The sequence below is a fragment of the Halorubrum sp. SD41 genome, assembly GCF_058630335.1.
On record NZ_JBZVGZ010000013.1, the window covers coordinates 1 to 14738 of the forward strand.

The window sequence follows — 14738 nt, forward strand, 5'->3', positions numbered from 1 at the left end:
CCCTCCAGCAGCTGGTTGATCGTGCGCTTGTACAGTGCGAGTCGGGGGTCGGCAGGCTCGAACGCTTCCCCACCTTCGTAGTTGGTGGTCCGCGTTGCCTCCGCGACCGTTTGCTTTGGCGTGTTGAATTCCATTCTATCACCCGGAGCCGCAACAGGCGACTCCGATCGCAGCTGCCCACACGCTCTGTGAGCAACGAGTCTCGGGAGTAAAACGTCCCGACCCAGCCTCGCATCGCTCGGCTGGACGTTCCCGGCACGATTCGAACGTGCGACACCCGGCTTCGAAGGCCGGTGCTCTGTCCTGACTGAGCTACGGGAACACGAGTGGCCGGACAATTTCTGGAGCGAACGACGGGATTCGAACCCGTAATGTGCCATCGACGTAGCGCTCCAGATCGACGGCCACTGGCGACACGGCGACCGGAAAACTGTCGGAGCGGAACCGGTGTCGAGCGTCCTCTCGTACGCTCTTTGTCCGGGATGTTCTCGATGGACTGCGCCACCGACAGGATTTGAACCTGCGAGTACCTGGCGAAGCAACGCTCCGACTCGACGGTCGCCACGTGCGGTCGGGCAACCGGTGGTGCGACGGGCTATGACTCCCGTTGGTGTGCTTTGCGGGCGAAGAAACGCACCACCTCGACGACCACACGCTTGGGGAAAGCCGACCGTGACAGCGTCACGGATCCGTGGCTGCCCGCTATGTCAGACACGGAAAAACGCTGTCAGGGCCAGCCCCCCGAGTGCTCCCGAGGGGAATCGAACCCCCGACCTCCAGTTTGAAAAACTGGCGTCTCTCGCCAACGGAGACTCCGGGAGCGCGGTAGGGAAGAAATCAAGCGCTGAGGTGCGGCGGACACCCACGGATTATCGCAGGCGTTCGAAGCCCTCGAGTTGCCCGTGCGTGAACGTCACTTGATACGTGACGAGTGTATCGAGATCCTCGAAGGAGTGTTTGAGCTTGAAACGGCCGTGGTAGTCGTCTCGTTCGATCCAGCCGTCGTGGACTCGGTTCCGACAGCCGGCCATGTAGCGAAAATCGTCCTCGTCGACGTCGTCACGGCTCGCGTATGGCCGGTCTTCCGGCGGGACCGCTTCGGTGTGCCACTCCTCTTCGAGGAGCCGACCGTCCGCCGTAATCCGAAATGTGGTCATGGTCGGTCGATCGATGCCTTTCGTCTGCCAGTCGACGTCCTCGGCAGGAGTAATCCCTTCGGGGTACTCTGGCAGGTGGACGTCGTCGCAGAGTTCGACTGTATCGAATAGTCCCATTGTTGTCCTCCATTGCGGGACCAGGAGTCGAACCTGGACTTCGGGGATATGAGCCCCGTGGACTGCCATTATCCTATCCCGCAGCACACAATTCGGAACTCACTCATGGGCATCTCTCAGTTCTCCACAGCTGTCCGTCCCTCAGTCTAGTCGGCTGGAAGTGAGAGGTCTTGGACTGTTGGAGAATGCTCCAGCCCGGATTCGAACCGGGGGCTCGGCCGTGAGAGGGCCGTGAGTTTGGCCGCTACTCCACTGGAGCGGGTTGGCCTCGTCTGGAACGGGTCATCGGCCAGTGGATGGATGGCAGTCACCTCGTTCCGTGGAAGTATGCGCCGTCCTCGGTGACGCAGATTTTCACGCTTCCAATCGTGTCGATGGACGTTGTTTCACCGAGTGGGACGTGACGGAACGCTTCCTCCTCGCAGGCAGGGCAGACATTCGTTGTCATGACGCCGCGACCCGGATTCGAACCGGGAGACAGACAGCAGACGGCCACGGCATAGCAGCCGCTGGGTTCCCCAATACCCAGTCGCGGCACAGTGAGCCGACGCGGATTCGAACCTCGGTCCTGTGCGCCCAAGGCACAGATCGTCGTCCGCTGGACCATCGGCTCACTGGACTGCCGAGCGATCGGCAACTGATTATCTATCTGTACGACTTTCCAACTGCGCAACCGCGACGAGTAGTCGTGGTTGCGCGTCTCATCGCGGGGGCGTACTTCGGGTGTTCCCGGGAATACCACACCGGCTCATGTAGGTTGCAGACCCTGCTGGGCCCAGCATCGTCGGAACGATCCAGCTGATCGCACCAACGGGCTGCCTACCTCGATGGGTATCCCCACGTGGCCACGCCACGCATCCACGCCGACGCCGGGGTTTGAACCCGGATCACGGCCGTGACAGGACCGTATGCTCGCCGGATTACACCACGTCGGCATGTCGCCCCGGCCGGAATCGAACCGGCGACCTCCGGATTCAAAGTCCGGCGTCCCTCGCCAGCGGAGACTCCGGGGCTCGACGTAGCCGCAGCTCTCGCTGCGGGGCTGTTGGCTACCGACTTCCGTACGCTCAGCGCGGACGGAGTCCGCTCGCTCCTGTATCGGAACGAACAGAAACCAATCAGCCGCGAGCCTGGCACCACGAACTCGCATCAGGCTGTGTCCTGAGCGAGTACTGGGAACAGGCAGGCGGCAATCCCGTGTTCCCCGACCCCTGACGGGTAGTCCGTATGGAGGCCGAGTTATGCGGGTGAGAGTGTCCGGGCGTCGCCGGATTGCGTCGAACCCTCGTATTCGAAGTCGACGCGGATCCGGCGGTTTGCGCCCGGTCTCTTCGCACGCTGATCTTGTAGGCACTCGCCAAACACGGGACCCGCGGCTAAGCGAGAACGAGCACGCCGCGGGGTGAGGCGAGTGATGATCATCGTGTTGAACGCTCCCAGTTTGAGGGGTGTATCGGGCGTCAGCCTGAAATATCGTGGCAATTGTATTAAAATTAGCCAGGGTGTGTTACCCACAGACACGGCAGTCACACTTCAACAAGCGGTTGCGCACGACGTTCATTACTCTAGCATCGGCTGTCGTCGATAGCCGGACGCTGACCGGTGTTCTCGGTTGGACCCACAGAAACTATTCACACCAACCTGCTCTCTGTGGCGTATATGAGTGGCCGACCGTCGGTCCGGTGCTAGCCGGGAGCCCAGTCACACGGCGTGACTGACGGTTCTCGGTTAGATACCAATGACCGAGAATACCGACTCAAACGAATCTCAGAAGCCAGGGAGTGTAAACAGCAGGTGTTCCAACCCCACCGAACAGCGATCATCCTCCGGATGCCAGTGCAGTGGTGCTTCCCCGCCGTGCGATGCATGTGACACCACCCAGTACGACAAACTCCACGAAGTCTCCCTTGGTGAGCGGGCGTATGATGTGTGTGGAGAGTGCCTCCAGCTCCTCGTTGACGACGTCGAGGAGTACCACTGGTGGGATCGCCTGACTGAAGCGCACTACAATCGCGCTGCGGAGTTTCTCCGCTCCCTCGATGCAGTCTGATGCGTCAAGGATCAGGCGTACGCTGGCGGGGAACTGTGGGTCCACACGCCCTATTGCGATGCTGCAGTCGTCAGAGATGTGTGTGACCACTTTGGCTTTCAGATTCGCTGGTTTAGCGTTGTATACCCCGTTGACGATGGCTTCGAATGCGTCTCCGAGCACGGCCCCTGTGTCGAAATCAACCTCACGTTCACAGCCCACCGTTCGGATCCACTCCCGCTCGAATATGACATTCAGAATGACGTGACGTACCACGAGATCGAGTGGCTTGATGAGTATCGGCGCCTGTTCACGTCGCCTCCCGAGTAGTTCGGACTCGCGGATCGAATTGCCTCTCCAAAATACGGTTACACAACTGTCTCGCTATTTGGCGACTCGATCCGAGCGCCAAGAGTCTGTATTCCACTCTCACCGATATGGTTATGAACACATCGGAGAGATTGGAATTTGTGAGAGGGGGCGGAGCTACGGGTTCTCGACTGTTTGCGGGATCGGTCCTGCACGGTTGGCGAGTTGGCCGATGCAATGATAAACGCAAATCGTGCGAGACTTTATCCGTCGGCAGAGCCAAGATTTGCCTGACCAATGAGTCTGGACGACGCGGTTGAGGAGGCTCTGGCAACATACGGGATGTCGCGGAGCGAAGAGGCCGAAGAAACCGGCCGAACAGTCGCGACGCTCCAGGACTAACGTACGCCGCTTACTCGAGAGTCCGGATTTTCTCTGCGAACTCCGCCTTAGATAGTCCAGGTGTTTCCATCAGCTCGGGGTTGTCGGTGCGCTCAACTGCCTCTTCGACGAATTCGATCCAGAGCTCCTCGTGCGCTGTTGCGTAGACTGTTTTCGCTTCTGCAGGATACATATCCAGCTCGTATGCCGTCAGGTCGATCTGGACCTCGTGTTTCCGCTCAAGCGTTGTCGCTCCGAAGTCAGAGAGATGTTTGAGGAGCACATTCTTCCGACGAACCGTCAAGAGACGCTTTGACTCGTTAATATACTCGTTTACCCACTCCCGCCAGTCGTATGTCTCTGAGTCGATTTCCACGGAGGTTTCTGGCATCGAGAAATCGGGAGCAATCCGACAGAGGTAGAACTGAACCAGGGCAACAGCAGTCCGATGGTTCGCATTCGGAAGCGCGTGTTTGAGAATGAGATTTGAGGCGAGACGGCCTGCAACATCAGTCGCGCTGCCCTCCCACGATGTCCGGTTGAGCGCGTCTGGGAGTGCATCGATGTCGATGCTCTTGTACGCTTCAACGGGAACTCCTTCTTCTTCCTCGTTCTGGGCTATGAGCGCTTGATAGATCTCGAGGAGCCGGGCAACGATAGTACCGTTATCAGCACCCATCTCAGAGAGTGCTTCGCCAAGATCGAATTCGAGATCGCCGACGCCCCCACCACCGACGCGGAAGGTATAGATACCGAAGAACTCGCTGTCAAGATCGTACTTGCGAACCTTCACCGCCACGTCATCGTCGTACTCGACAATCCTGGCAACGATCTCTGATGGAGCCTCGTGGACAAAATCAAGAGAGAACTGATTGTCGCCCGGATGGTGATAATAGACGTGACCCATCTCCCTGATTCGCTGTACTTGGAGGAGCATCTTAATTCACGCTACCTTTCGGACCGACCTGGCATCAGGATTCCATCGAATCGAGTCTCTCCCAGTCGACGTTGATTCGGAGATGATACTCACTGTCGTAGCGTCCCTGTTCGCTTCGCGTTGGGTCGAGAAGCGGATACTCGCTCGTGAATGACTTGAGGAGCGTCTCACGCGCCAGGAGGTCGATGCCGAGCTGGTCGGCGAGGTAGACGATCCGCTTGGTCGCAGCGCCGTTGTCGGGTCGCTGGAGGCACTCAACGACCGTCGCCCACGAATAGTCTCGATCCTCCGCGACGACTATCGCCTGTACGAGTTCTCGGATGCCACCACAGAGTTCGGGATGGTCGGTACAGTCAACGGTCGTCTTTTCCACATCTGCGACGTTCACGGCGGTGCCCTCGATGAGCCTCGACTCGTAGCCGATGAATTTGATCTTGAGCGGAGCGGCTACGTCCGTGAAGTCGGTCAGTCAGGCTAACCTCCGGGAATAACGGCAGACTATCGCTCCCTATTCTCTGACAACCACTCCTAATCTGGACGGGGCGCGTTCTCGTACTTGACCATCTTCTCGGGCTTATCGGCGATGGTGTCGTAGATCTGCTGAAGTGTCTCCTCCGCGGCGAGCAGATTGTGCGTCTCCAAGAACTCGCGGCCGTCTTCGGTGAGGCCGTAGAACTTCCAGGGATACCCCTGCCGGCGCTGGTCGTCGTCCAAGGCGACCTCCGTGACGATGCCGGCGTCGATAAGCTTCTGGATGTGCTTGTAGACGGTGGCATCACTCACGCTGGGGTTGAGCTCCTCGAGTTCATACATTGATGGGAGCTGTTGGGGGTGAGCGAGAATATCGCTGATAAGCGAAAATCGTGTCTGCTGTGTAATGAAGTGGATGACTTCCCGTGGTGTCGTGTCGTCGCCGACACCCGAACCAGCCTCCATGACGATGTATTCGACCAGGCGTAGTAAAGTAGTTTACCCGGGAGTAAACTACCGAGCCGACTCACTTTGATGAGTGTACCGCCAAGCGAGTAGGACAGGACAATTCACTGGCCCTCACGCTCTTCCCACTCCGGACGTGGTGTCGGGGACGGGAGTTCGTCAACCACAGTTCGGAGTTCGTCCTCTGTCGTCCACGGGAAGCACCGTTCGTGGAGTTCGAATTTGCGGAACTTGTTGAGATGAACCCAGCTGTACGTTGCTGGCTTTTCGCCCTCATCTGCCCGGTCGTCGATCACATCCCACACCTCCTGTTCGTCGATGTCGAGACCGCTCTCTTGGGCGCGATCAACGAGCGACTTGACGTTTGCTTGGACTTCATCCGCCGACAAATCGTCTGTGAACGCTATCTCAAGGGCGGCCTGAATGACGTGCTGTGGCGAGTCAAGGTTCTCGTCAGTCACCCACGCGTAATCACGTGGGAACACGTACGACTTGTCGAAATACGGCGGGTCATCGATCTCGCCCAATTCAGGCGCCTCCCCACCACTCTCCTTCTCGAAGACCCCAACGATGTAGTCGCTGTACGTCGCGAGCAACGAAAACATGATATCGAACGTATTGAGGCGGTCAGTCGGAAGTTCGAGGAGATCACCCATGATGAACGGATAGGCACCGAGCTGCTTCGTGAGTTCGTTCTGGACGGCGCGAAGCCGGCGGATATAGGGGTCGCGATAGCTCCCCAAGATAAAATACGATGTCCGCTGACTCCAGAGATACGGCAATTCACGCTGGGTGAACCGCCAGATTTCCCGTTTCTCTGCAGGCTCAAGTTCGATGCCCCCGACGGCCTCGTGAACAACGGTCATAATCTCCCCAGCGTCCGGCGGCGGGCTTGGGTCGGTCATTAGCTGACGATTCAAACCACACCACCTTATCCCTTCTGAATCACTTTGGTTTTTTCAGGATTAACCAACTTGGATGACCCTAACTGTTATAGCGTCCTACCTCGTACCAGCACGTATGAGCGAAACCGACACGGGTGCGGCCGATGCAGGGCCGTTCGCGGAACAGCAGCGGCTGTTCAAGCTGCTGTCCCAGGATACGCGCCATCTCATCATCCAGGAGCTGCTGGGCCATCCCGCCCATCTAATGTCGCTCGCCGAACTCGAGTATATGACCGGGAAGAGCCAGGCGGCCATCAAAGACCAGTTGGAGACGTTGATCGACGCCGGGCTCCTCGCACGCTACACGTACGAACCAAGCGAGGGGAAACGTGATCTCCCCGCCCAGTTCTACGGATTCACAGAGCGGGGGGTCGAGGTCCTCCACGACTACAAGTATCTCCGTGGGCTTCCGGTCGCACGTGCCCTCTACGAAAACACGCGCAAGACCGAGAAAATCGAGCGCCACGAATCGGCCCCTCGCCCGGAGCTTCCGGATGCCATCGCGGAAGCCCTCGAATTCGACGAGCCCGATCTCGACGCCGTCGATGGTGGCACAAACCCGTAGTTCGTCGTTGAACAGCACCGTTCTCGACGCTGCAGAGAAGGTACGCCGACTTCGTACCTAGGTCAGGACTCCGTGGGCTCCAGCATGGCTGTCTCGACGTTGATCCGGAGGCGATACGTACTGTCGTTCGATCCGGTGTCGGGCCGCGTCGGGTCCAGCAGCGAGTAGCCACTCGTGAACGACGCGACGAGTTCCTCACGCGCCGGGAGATTAATGCCGAGTTGGTCGGCGAGGTAGACGATCCGCTTGGTCGCAGCGCCGTTGTCGAGGCGCTCGAGGTACTCGCCGACAGTGAACCAGTCGCAACCCCGTTCGTCGGCAGTACGCATCGCGGTTGCGAGTTCCCGAAGGCCACCACAGAACTCGGGGTGATCCGCACAGTCGACCAGCGTTTTCTCCAAGTCGCTGACCTGAACGGTCGTACCCTCGATCGATGTCGGCTCAAAGCCGAAAAATTTCCGCTCGGTGACTGTCGTGACGCGGTACGAAACACCGTGGATCTCCCGGCTTTTCGCTCGGGTCGGCGTAACGACGTACACCGTCCGTGGGACCTGTTCGGTCAGCCCGTGGTGGCTGAGGGCGCTGTAGTAGCCGATGTACATCGGCTCGGCGACGTGGGCGGCGATGAGGTACTCGTGGGTTGTGTACAGGCCCTCTTCACCGGCTGCGAGTGGGATGATGAGGTATCGTCCGGGAAACAGTCGGTCGAGCCAGCCCTTCTCGGTGAGCCGGGAGGCGATCTCGCGGGCGGTGTTTGGGGGAACCTCCAGCGTCGTCTCGATGTCATCGACGGAGATGATCTGGTGCCCCGCGCCAGCGAGTTGTGCAAGGAGTCGACTTTCTCGAGTCGAGAGACCCTGGCGTATATTTTGCGATTGTTCTATGATATCCATACCTACGTTTCTTACATAGAATATTGTCTCAGACCTGTTTTAGCCTTGCCTCATCCTTCTTAGCTTTCTTAACCAACACGGCCCACGAGTCCATAGTTTTGTTGGTTAAGACGATGGAATCAGTTCTCTCGATTGCTGGCTGAAACACTACCTGAAACTTCTTTTTATACAAGTTTCGTACTATGTTACACCGTGCTCCGGCGCATCGAACTTGAGGTCCTCGCCACGGTCGACCGCGGCGACACGATCTCCGAGATCGCGACGAAGCTCGACCACAGCGAGAGCTACCTCTCTCGTGCCGTCGGCGACCTCGTTGAGAAAGGGCTCGTCTACACGGAACGCGACGGCCGCCGAAAACGAGTTATCCCGTCGGATGCTCGCGCCGTCGAGCTCTACCAGGACCTCGTCCGCCAGCACTCCCACATCGAGTTCCCCGAGCTACTGACCGGCAAGGCATTCGAGGTGCTGTACTACCTCGATCAGCCGCGAACCGTCTCCGAGATTGCCGACCGGAGCGACAACTACCGCAACACGGTCAACCGGGTTCTCAAGCGATTTCGCGACCGTGGTCTCGTCGGGAACGTCGACGGCCACTACGAGTTCAACGCCGACTTCGACCGCCTCCACAAGTTCGCCCGTGAACTCACCCATCACCTCCATCGCCAACGCCTCAAAGCCGTCGCCTCGAAGGGCACGATTCTCTGGGAAGACTACGACGAATTTCTCGCTCAAACCGAGACGGAGATCGACGCAGACGGATTCCACGAAACTGGCCTCCCTCGGTTCGCGGCGTTTGATCTCCAGTTCCTGCTTACCGGCCACCGCTACTACGTCTACTCCAAGGAACTCGACGCAGTCTCGCCGGCGGAACTGTGTTGTCACACACTCTTGATCGACAACGGTAGCCGCTACCGTTCGTACTGTCTCCTCTTGCTCAGCCACGTCGACGTTGACGAGAACGACCTCCGAACGCGATCTGCGAAGTACGACCTCGAAGACGAAATCAACGCCTTGCTCCGCTACCTCGAGACCCACGGCGAGATCCAGGACGATCGTCTCCCCGAGTGGGACGAGTTCCAGAAGTTGGCAGCTGACTACGAAATTGACCAGTGACCAATTTTGATTCCAAATGAATTCAGAGAGATTTCTCATCTCGAACCCCACATCTCAAAATTACTGAGAACTCATTTGTTAATCAGGTTAAAGTAGTAACGCCAAGGAATACTTTACAATGAAAACAGATACGAACAGTACCTCCGTTGATGGTATCCAGATATCCATCGATCTACCACTCCAAGACGACCGTTTACTCAGTGGCGATGCGACAGCTGATATTCTTCTCTTTTTAACTCGACATCACGATGAGTCGTTTTCGATGACAGACCTTGCTGACGGAATTGGCTACACACGACCGACGATAACCAAAACGGTTGATACACTTTCTAGGAACGATCTCGTTGTTGAAGAACACGACGGACCCCGCCGACTTGTCCAGATCAACCGTGACCGGCTCACCATCCCAGACGATCCATTCCTCGGAATTCCCCAGTCGGAGTTTCACGCGCCGGTACAGGATGCGACTGACCAACTCCGTACTAAACTTGGTGATGTCCTCGCTGTCGTTCTGTATGGAAGCGTTGCTCGCGGTGAGGCTGACCGTCGCAGCGATATTGATATCTGGGTGTTGGTTCGTGAAGACCGGGCGAGCAAACAACGACAGGCGAACCACATCAGGCAGTCACTTGAGGAAGAGACGTTTGGCGGGGATCGATATGCGTTCGATATTGATGTCGAGGCTCTCCAAGGAATCCCGACGTACGCTGAGGAGCTCCAAGAAATTATTCACGATGGTATCGCAGTCTATCAAACAGATGAATTTGACACCGTCCGTAGTATGATTCTTCACGGTGATGGGTGACCCAGAGGCTCTCTGGGCGAACTCGTTCACTGGAGCTAATTTAAAGTTCAAACATTTCGTACTAACGAGTATGACTCCCCACCCCGTCACGGAGACACCCCCACATGATCTCGAAACGGGGATCAATCAGCTCGCAACCGTCGGGCGGTTATTGGATCATCCAGAACTGGCGCGTATCTATGTGTACACCTGCTATTACGGGCCGGTCACCCGCCCAGCGATCAAGGCGGCACTGGATATCCCAAAGACCACGGTCTACGATCACGTAGAAACGCTTGAGGCCCTCGGAATTGTCTCTCTGGCGGGAGATCGACCGATGGAAGTGACCGCAGATCCGGTTCGCATCACCACTAACGATATTGTTGTGACGCCGACGATCCTCCATGCTGTTGCACTCCAAGAAGTCGACGAAGATGTCTCATACTTCGTTGAGCGACACGGTGTTGGCAAACTCGCTGCTGCTGTCCGACAGGCTGGACTCCATTATGCTGGTCAGATCACGCAGCGAATGGCCGCTGATCCACTTGGTATCCCAACTGGGGAAGCGACCAGTATTGTCCTCGCGCTGAAGCCCGTGCTCGGGGTTGGGCAGGAATACGATCCCTACTTCGACGTGATTTTTCCGGACATCTCGGATGACATCGGATTCGAGAGCGACCATGACGCGGCAGTACCTCGTCAGAATACCGAGTCGTGACTGAGTCCATCACAGCAGTCGACACAAACGAATTGGAGCATCGAAAAATAGTACCCGTATCTCTCGAATGGCTGTTCTAGACGAACTCACGGGATTCGAGTTCGAGGACGTCATAGAGGACGTCTTCCGCAATCTTGGCTACGAGAACGTCCGCCAGGCTGAGAAGACAGCCGACGAGGGACGGGACATCATGATGGAGGAGGTCGTTGACGGCACACGACGCGCGATCGTCGTTGAGTGTAAACACACGGGGACGGTCGGGCGGCCGGTCGTCCAGAAGCTCCACTCGGCGATCGCGACGTTCGACTTCGATGGCCCGAAGCGGGGCATGGTCGTTACGACGGGTCGGTTCACGAGTCCCGCCCAGGAGTACGCCGACCGTCTCCAACAAAGCGACGACCCGCATCCAATCGAGCTGCTCGACGGCGAGGATCTCCGGGAGATTGCCGACGAGATTGGCCTTGACCTCTACAACGGTCGCATCGAAATCCTCTGTGACGAAACACTCCGCCCATACGATCCGGCCGCCGATGTCGACGCACCCGTCCAGGAAGCGTTCCGCGACATCAACAACATTGAGGCTACCGACCTTCCCGAACCGCATTCGGCAGTGGCGTTCCGCCCGGTGGTTGCGGTCACCGCGGACACGAACGCCGTCTTCGAGACGTCGGTGGGCGTCATCCACCGGATCAACGATCGGACGCGATTCGTCGCCCATGCCGAACGCGGGCAGCCGCAGGTCGTCGACGAAGACGTCGTGACGCTGGTCACCGATAACCTCCACGCGACGGTCGACCTTGACTCGGAACAGTTCAGAGAGGTGTTCGACGACGTTGAGGAGAACCGGTTCGGGCAGACCCAAACGGAGTACAAGGAGTGGGCCGTCGACCGGCTCCAGCAGCACCATACGACCACGGTGACCTACACTGGGGACAACAACGTCACCTACAACAAAACATGTGAACCGAATCTCTCGGATATCTCCGTCCAGTCGATCGAACCAGTGTACCTCCCCGAAGTTCGGCAGACCACCGACATCCAAGCGTACACCTACCCCTATGAGTACTACGCGGCAGGTCCGTCACGAGTGACTGTTGAGGATGGCATCCATCGGTGCGTCCACTGTGACACGAGCGGCGATGACGAGACGTACACCTACTGTCCGAACTGCGGGGCAATCGCCTGCTCCAGCCACATCAAAACGGAGCGGCTGGAAGGCGAACCGGTATGTACGGGGTGTGCAGTCACCGAGCGGTTCGCGCTGAAGATGAAGTACTTCTACGACGATCAGAACCTCGAGACGTTCCGCGAGGAGTACGCCGACATGCCGCTCCACGAGAAAGCGATGGAGAACCAGTGGCTGGCCGGGGGTAGCCTGGTCGCGACTCTGCTGGCCCTCATCGGCCTCCTCATTATCGGCGGCGTCATCTGAATTGACTGTCCCTCACATCTATTTCCCAACGAGGTCTATCTGACCAATTCACTTCCACCATAAGGCCGGCATATCTAAGGTAGTAGAACTAATGGGACACATAGAGAGGGTCAGTCGAACAATCATCGACTGATCGAATAACACGCGCAGCCGGAACTCAGGAACGAATCAATGCAATTCGATCCCAACGACTTCACAAGAGGGGACAGGGATGCCGTCTCTGTCTTCATAGACCACATCACCCGCTCCGAGGAGAAACAGGAGGAGGAGCAAGAGGGTGGTACACGGAAGACCGAGGTGAAGGTCTTCCTCGCGAACAACAAAGGTTTGGAGATCGGCGGTCTGACTGACGCCATCCAAGACCGAGTTGAGGAGAAGGATCTCCACCAGTACGTCCAACGCTTCTTCGGAGGCCACAACATCCATGAGGAGGTACTGGAGGAAGGGCAGGCGTCCTACGTCGAGATTGATACCCCAAAGAAGGGGCGAACGGACCAATTCGTCTTCATCGCGGACGACGATTACCTTCGGATCCTCACTGCCGAGCGGCGCAAGTGGACGAAGAAAACCGTCGAGAAGCTGATCCAGTACCTACCACATCTGGAGCGGGTGTTTCTCACCCCCAGTGACCTTGAGGAAGTCGTTGACGACCTATACGGAACGTCAATCTCCGGTTTCACCGCGAAGAACTACAACTTCGGTAGCGAGAAGCACCTCAGCATGCGGTTCCACGGCGGGGATGAAAAGGACTTACAGAAGGTAGATCAGCACTTCGACGCGAAGCCGACGCGACTGGAGTTCGACCAGCGAAATAGTCCCTCGGCTGCAGTTGGTAGCTCCGTAGCCCAAGAGGGTCATTTCTCGTTCGACTATGTGCGGCCCGGATCTGAGGAACGAGGCAGGCAGACTCTAGAGGAGCTGTCCGAGGACATCCAAGAGCACGACCGCCGGAACTACAGTATCGAGAATGAGCCGAAGCGAACGAGGGTCAAGAGCGGTTTCAAGTTTGAGGGCTTCACGACTCTTGCTCTAGTAGACTCCGAAGACGGGTCAGATCGAGAAATCGTGACCGACACGCTGGAAGAGGAGATCCTTGACCGGAAGCGTCGGTACGAATACTCGGTCTGGGAACACGGGAAGTTCTACGTCTTCGATAAGGATACGGATAGCCCATTTGAGGTGACGGTCGAAGAGGGCGAGATTCGTCTCCACGCAAAAGAAGGGGCTCAAGCCTCTGCATTCCGAGACTTCTGCGAACTGGTCTTCGAGGAGTTCGACACCACCTACTCGCTCAACAAGCATACTGCGGCTCTGACTGCCTAAGATGACTGAACAGTGGAAGAAACAACAGCGGGAGGTCGACTCGTACAATGTTTTCTTCAGTGCATTTAACGGGACGAACTCATCGCGAGGACTGCGAGATCTAGACTATCGACAGGTTGGATATTTCCTCGAAATAGAGGATAATAGACAAGGTGTGGAATGCGAGCCGGATATGGTGTTTTACGACGGCACGAATCTACTACTCGTCGAAATCAAGTCTGGGCGTAACGTCAACTCACGTGCTACCGCGCAGATGGAGAAGTGTTCATCACTTAGCATCGAGTCAGCAAGCGAATTTCTCTCAGACGCGGAGGTCGGGAATATGGGTCTGGATCCGAATAGCCTGACGAATATCGAGCCAATCGTCGTCTACTACGAAGACGTGATGGAGGAGTGTATGGAGTCTGTGGGTTGTAAGGAACAGTTGGAAAACGTCGCTGAATATGGAACTGTGATCTCCCAAAAGAAGGGGGGAGAGATGACGACTGTGAGAGACTCTTTCGACAGTTTAGACATAAGTAAGGTCTTCTCGGAAGGTATTGAACTTCCTGCCCTCCCCGAAACAAAGTTCTATCTAACGGAAAATGTCAATCGTGAAATTCTCGCGTATTCAATCGCTCACGATGCCGTACTACCGAACCTGAGTCGAGACTCTCGGATCACTCTCTCACCTGGCGACATTATCGAGAGATATCGACACCGTCAGATTCCCCTGAAGAAGGTGAGAGATTCACTTCGCTTTCTCTCAAAGATTGGTGCCTGTGCTGAGAACGGTGGCGGGAGCTATACCTTCTCAAAATCACGCCTGTCGAATCTGATGGGTGTTGAATCTAAGTTGAGAGAGACTAGAGTCGTGGACATCCTCGACACCGAAGATGGAGTTCAGCAGACCATCAAAGACTGGATGGACTCGAAAGACAAGGCTGAAAATATGACCGCAGATGGGGGAAAGGGCGATGCGGAAGATGAGGAAAAGTAGCGTCTACAGCCACTCTACCTTCCCACGCTCACTCGTCTACGCTTTCTCTGTCGCCTCACCTCGGTAGTGGTTCAGGGGGGGTTTCGAGATCGTTTCACCCGGCCCAGCGTAGCGCCACCGT

13 protein-coding genes, 8 tRNA genes and 1 pseudogene are annotated in these 14738 nt (G+C 57.0%); 7 read left to right on the top strand and 15 right to left on the bottom strand.

Annotated elements, in window-relative coordinates:
• Positions 1-247: 247 nt before the first annotated feature.
• The 14 genes and pseudogenes from AC4NMM_RS07455 to AC4NMM_RS07520 form a co-directional block, all read right to left on the bottom strand.
• Positions 248-322: transfer RNA gene (locus AC4NMM_RS07455), tRNA-Arg, on the bottom strand.
• Between the two features lie 424 nt (positions 323-746).
• Positions 747-822, bottom strand: a tRNA-Glu gene (locus tag AC4NMM_RS07460).
• Positions 823-869: 47 nt separating this feature from the next.
• Positions 870-1274 carry a hypothetical protein gene (locus AC4NMM_RS07465; protein ID WP_491923958.1) on the bottom strand — a complete coding sequence of 135 codons (405 nt, stop codon included), beginning with the start codon at positions 1272-1274 and terminating at the stop codon, positions 870-872.
• Between the two features lie 12 nt (positions 1275-1286).
• Positions 1287-1357: transfer RNA gene (locus AC4NMM_RS07470), tRNA-Met, on the bottom strand.
• 103 nt (positions 1358-1460) lie between these two features.
• Positions 1461-1533 (bottom strand) — tRNA-Glu (locus AC4NMM_RS07475).
• 191 nt (positions 1534-1724) lie between these two features.
• Positions 1725-1810: transfer RNA gene (locus AC4NMM_RS07480), tRNA-OTHER, on the bottom strand.
• A gap of 4 nt (positions 1811-1814) precedes the next feature.
• A tRNA-Pro gene (locus tag AC4NMM_RS07485) sits at positions 1815-1887 on the bottom strand.
• Positions 1888-2135: 248 nt separating this feature from the next.
• A tRNA-Asp gene (locus tag AC4NMM_RS07490) sits at positions 2136-2209 on the bottom strand.
• Between the two features lie 3 nt (positions 2210-2212).
• Positions 2213-2288: transfer RNA gene (locus tag AC4NMM_RS07495), tRNA-Gln, on the bottom strand.
• Between the two features lie 805 nt (positions 2289-3093).
• A complete protein-coding gene (locus AC4NMM_RS07500; protein WP_491923959.1) occupies positions 3094-3579 on the bottom strand; it encodes a hypothetical protein in 486 nt (161 codons plus the stop codon).
• Positions 3580-4024: 445 nt separating this feature from the next.
• Positions 4025-4930: a DUF8172 family protein gene (locus AC4NMM_RS07505; protein ID WP_491923960.1), complete on the bottom strand. Its 906-nt coding sequence runs from the start codon at positions 4928-4930 to the stop codon at positions 4025-4027.
• A gap of 34 nt (positions 4931-4964) precedes the next feature.
• Positions 4965-5381: pseudogene (locus AC4NMM_RS07510) on the bottom strand (type IV toxin-antitoxin system AbiEi family antitoxin domain-containing protein); the annotation flags it as partial.
• A gap of 77 nt (positions 5382-5458) precedes the next feature.
• Complete coding sequence (locus AC4NMM_RS07515) at positions 5459-5866, bottom strand: MarR family transcriptional regulator (protein ID WP_089767424.1); 408 nt, start codon at positions 5864-5866, stop codon at positions 5459-5461.
• Between the two features lie 104 nt (positions 5867-5970).
• Positions 5971-6771, bottom strand: a complete 801-nt coding sequence (locus AC4NMM_RS07520) for a DUF8170 family protein (RefSeq protein WP_491923961.1) — start codon at positions 6769-6771, stop codon at positions 5971-5973.
• A gap of 115 nt (positions 6772-6886) precedes the next feature.
• Here AC4NMM_RS07520 and AC4NMM_RS07525 point away from each other — a divergent pair, with 115 nt between their 5' ends.
• Positions 6887-7375, top strand: a complete 489-nt coding sequence (locus AC4NMM_RS07525) for an ArsR family transcriptional regulator (protein WP_491923962.1) — start codon at positions 6887-6889, stop codon at positions 7373-7375.
• Between the two features lie 62 nt (positions 7376-7437).
• On the opposite strand, the gene AC4NMM_RS07530 is transcribed toward AC4NMM_RS07525, so the two are convergent.
• Positions 7438-8268, bottom strand: a complete 831-nt coding sequence (locus AC4NMM_RS07530; RefSeq protein ID WP_491923963.1) for a type IV toxin-antitoxin system AbiEi family antitoxin domain-containing protein — start codon at positions 8266-8268, stop codon at positions 7438-7440.
• Positions 8269-8460: 192 nt separating this feature from the next.
• Between AC4NMM_RS07530 and AC4NMM_RS07535 the strand changes: the two genes are divergently transcribed.
• The 6 genes from AC4NMM_RS07535 to AC4NMM_RS07560 all read left to right on the top strand — a co-directional run bounded on the left by AC4NMM_RS07535 (position 8461) and on the right by AC4NMM_RS07560 (position 14617).
• The gene (locus AC4NMM_RS07535; RefSeq protein ID WP_491923964.1) at positions 8461-9381 is read left to right on the top strand and encodes a helix-turn-helix transcriptional regulator; all 921 of its coding nucleotides are present in this window, start codon (positions 8461-8463) and stop codon (positions 9379-9381) included.
• A gap of 118 nt (positions 9382-9499) precedes the next feature.
• Positions 9500-10186, top strand: coding sequence for a nucleotidyltransferase domain-containing protein (locus AC4NMM_RS07540; protein WP_491923965.1), 687 nt, complete (start codon positions 9500-9502; stop codon positions 10184-10186).
• Positions 10179-10883, top strand: coding sequence for a winged helix-turn-helix domain-containing protein (locus tag AC4NMM_RS07545; protein ID WP_491923966.1), 705 nt, complete (start codon positions 10179-10181; stop codon positions 10881-10883). Before AC4NMM_RS07540 ends, AC4NMM_RS07545 begins: the two co-directional genes overlap by 8 nt.
• A gap of 67 nt (positions 10884-10950) precedes the next feature.
• A complete protein-coding gene (locus AC4NMM_RS07550) occupies positions 10951-12315 on the top strand; it encodes a restriction endonuclease (RefSeq protein WP_491923967.1) in 1365 nt (454 codons plus the stop codon).
• Between the two features lie 171 nt (positions 12316-12486).
• Entirely contained in the window at positions 12487-13638 is a 1152-nt protein-coding gene (locus tag AC4NMM_RS07555; protein WP_491923968.1) for a hypothetical protein, read from the top strand.
• A gap of 1 nt (position 13639) precedes the next feature.
• Positions 13640-14617: a hypothetical protein gene (locus AC4NMM_RS07560; protein WP_491923969.1), complete on the top strand. Its 978-nt coding sequence runs from the start codon at positions 13640-13642 to the stop codon at positions 14615-14617.
• The last annotated feature ends 121 nt before the right edge of the window (positions 14618-14738 follow it).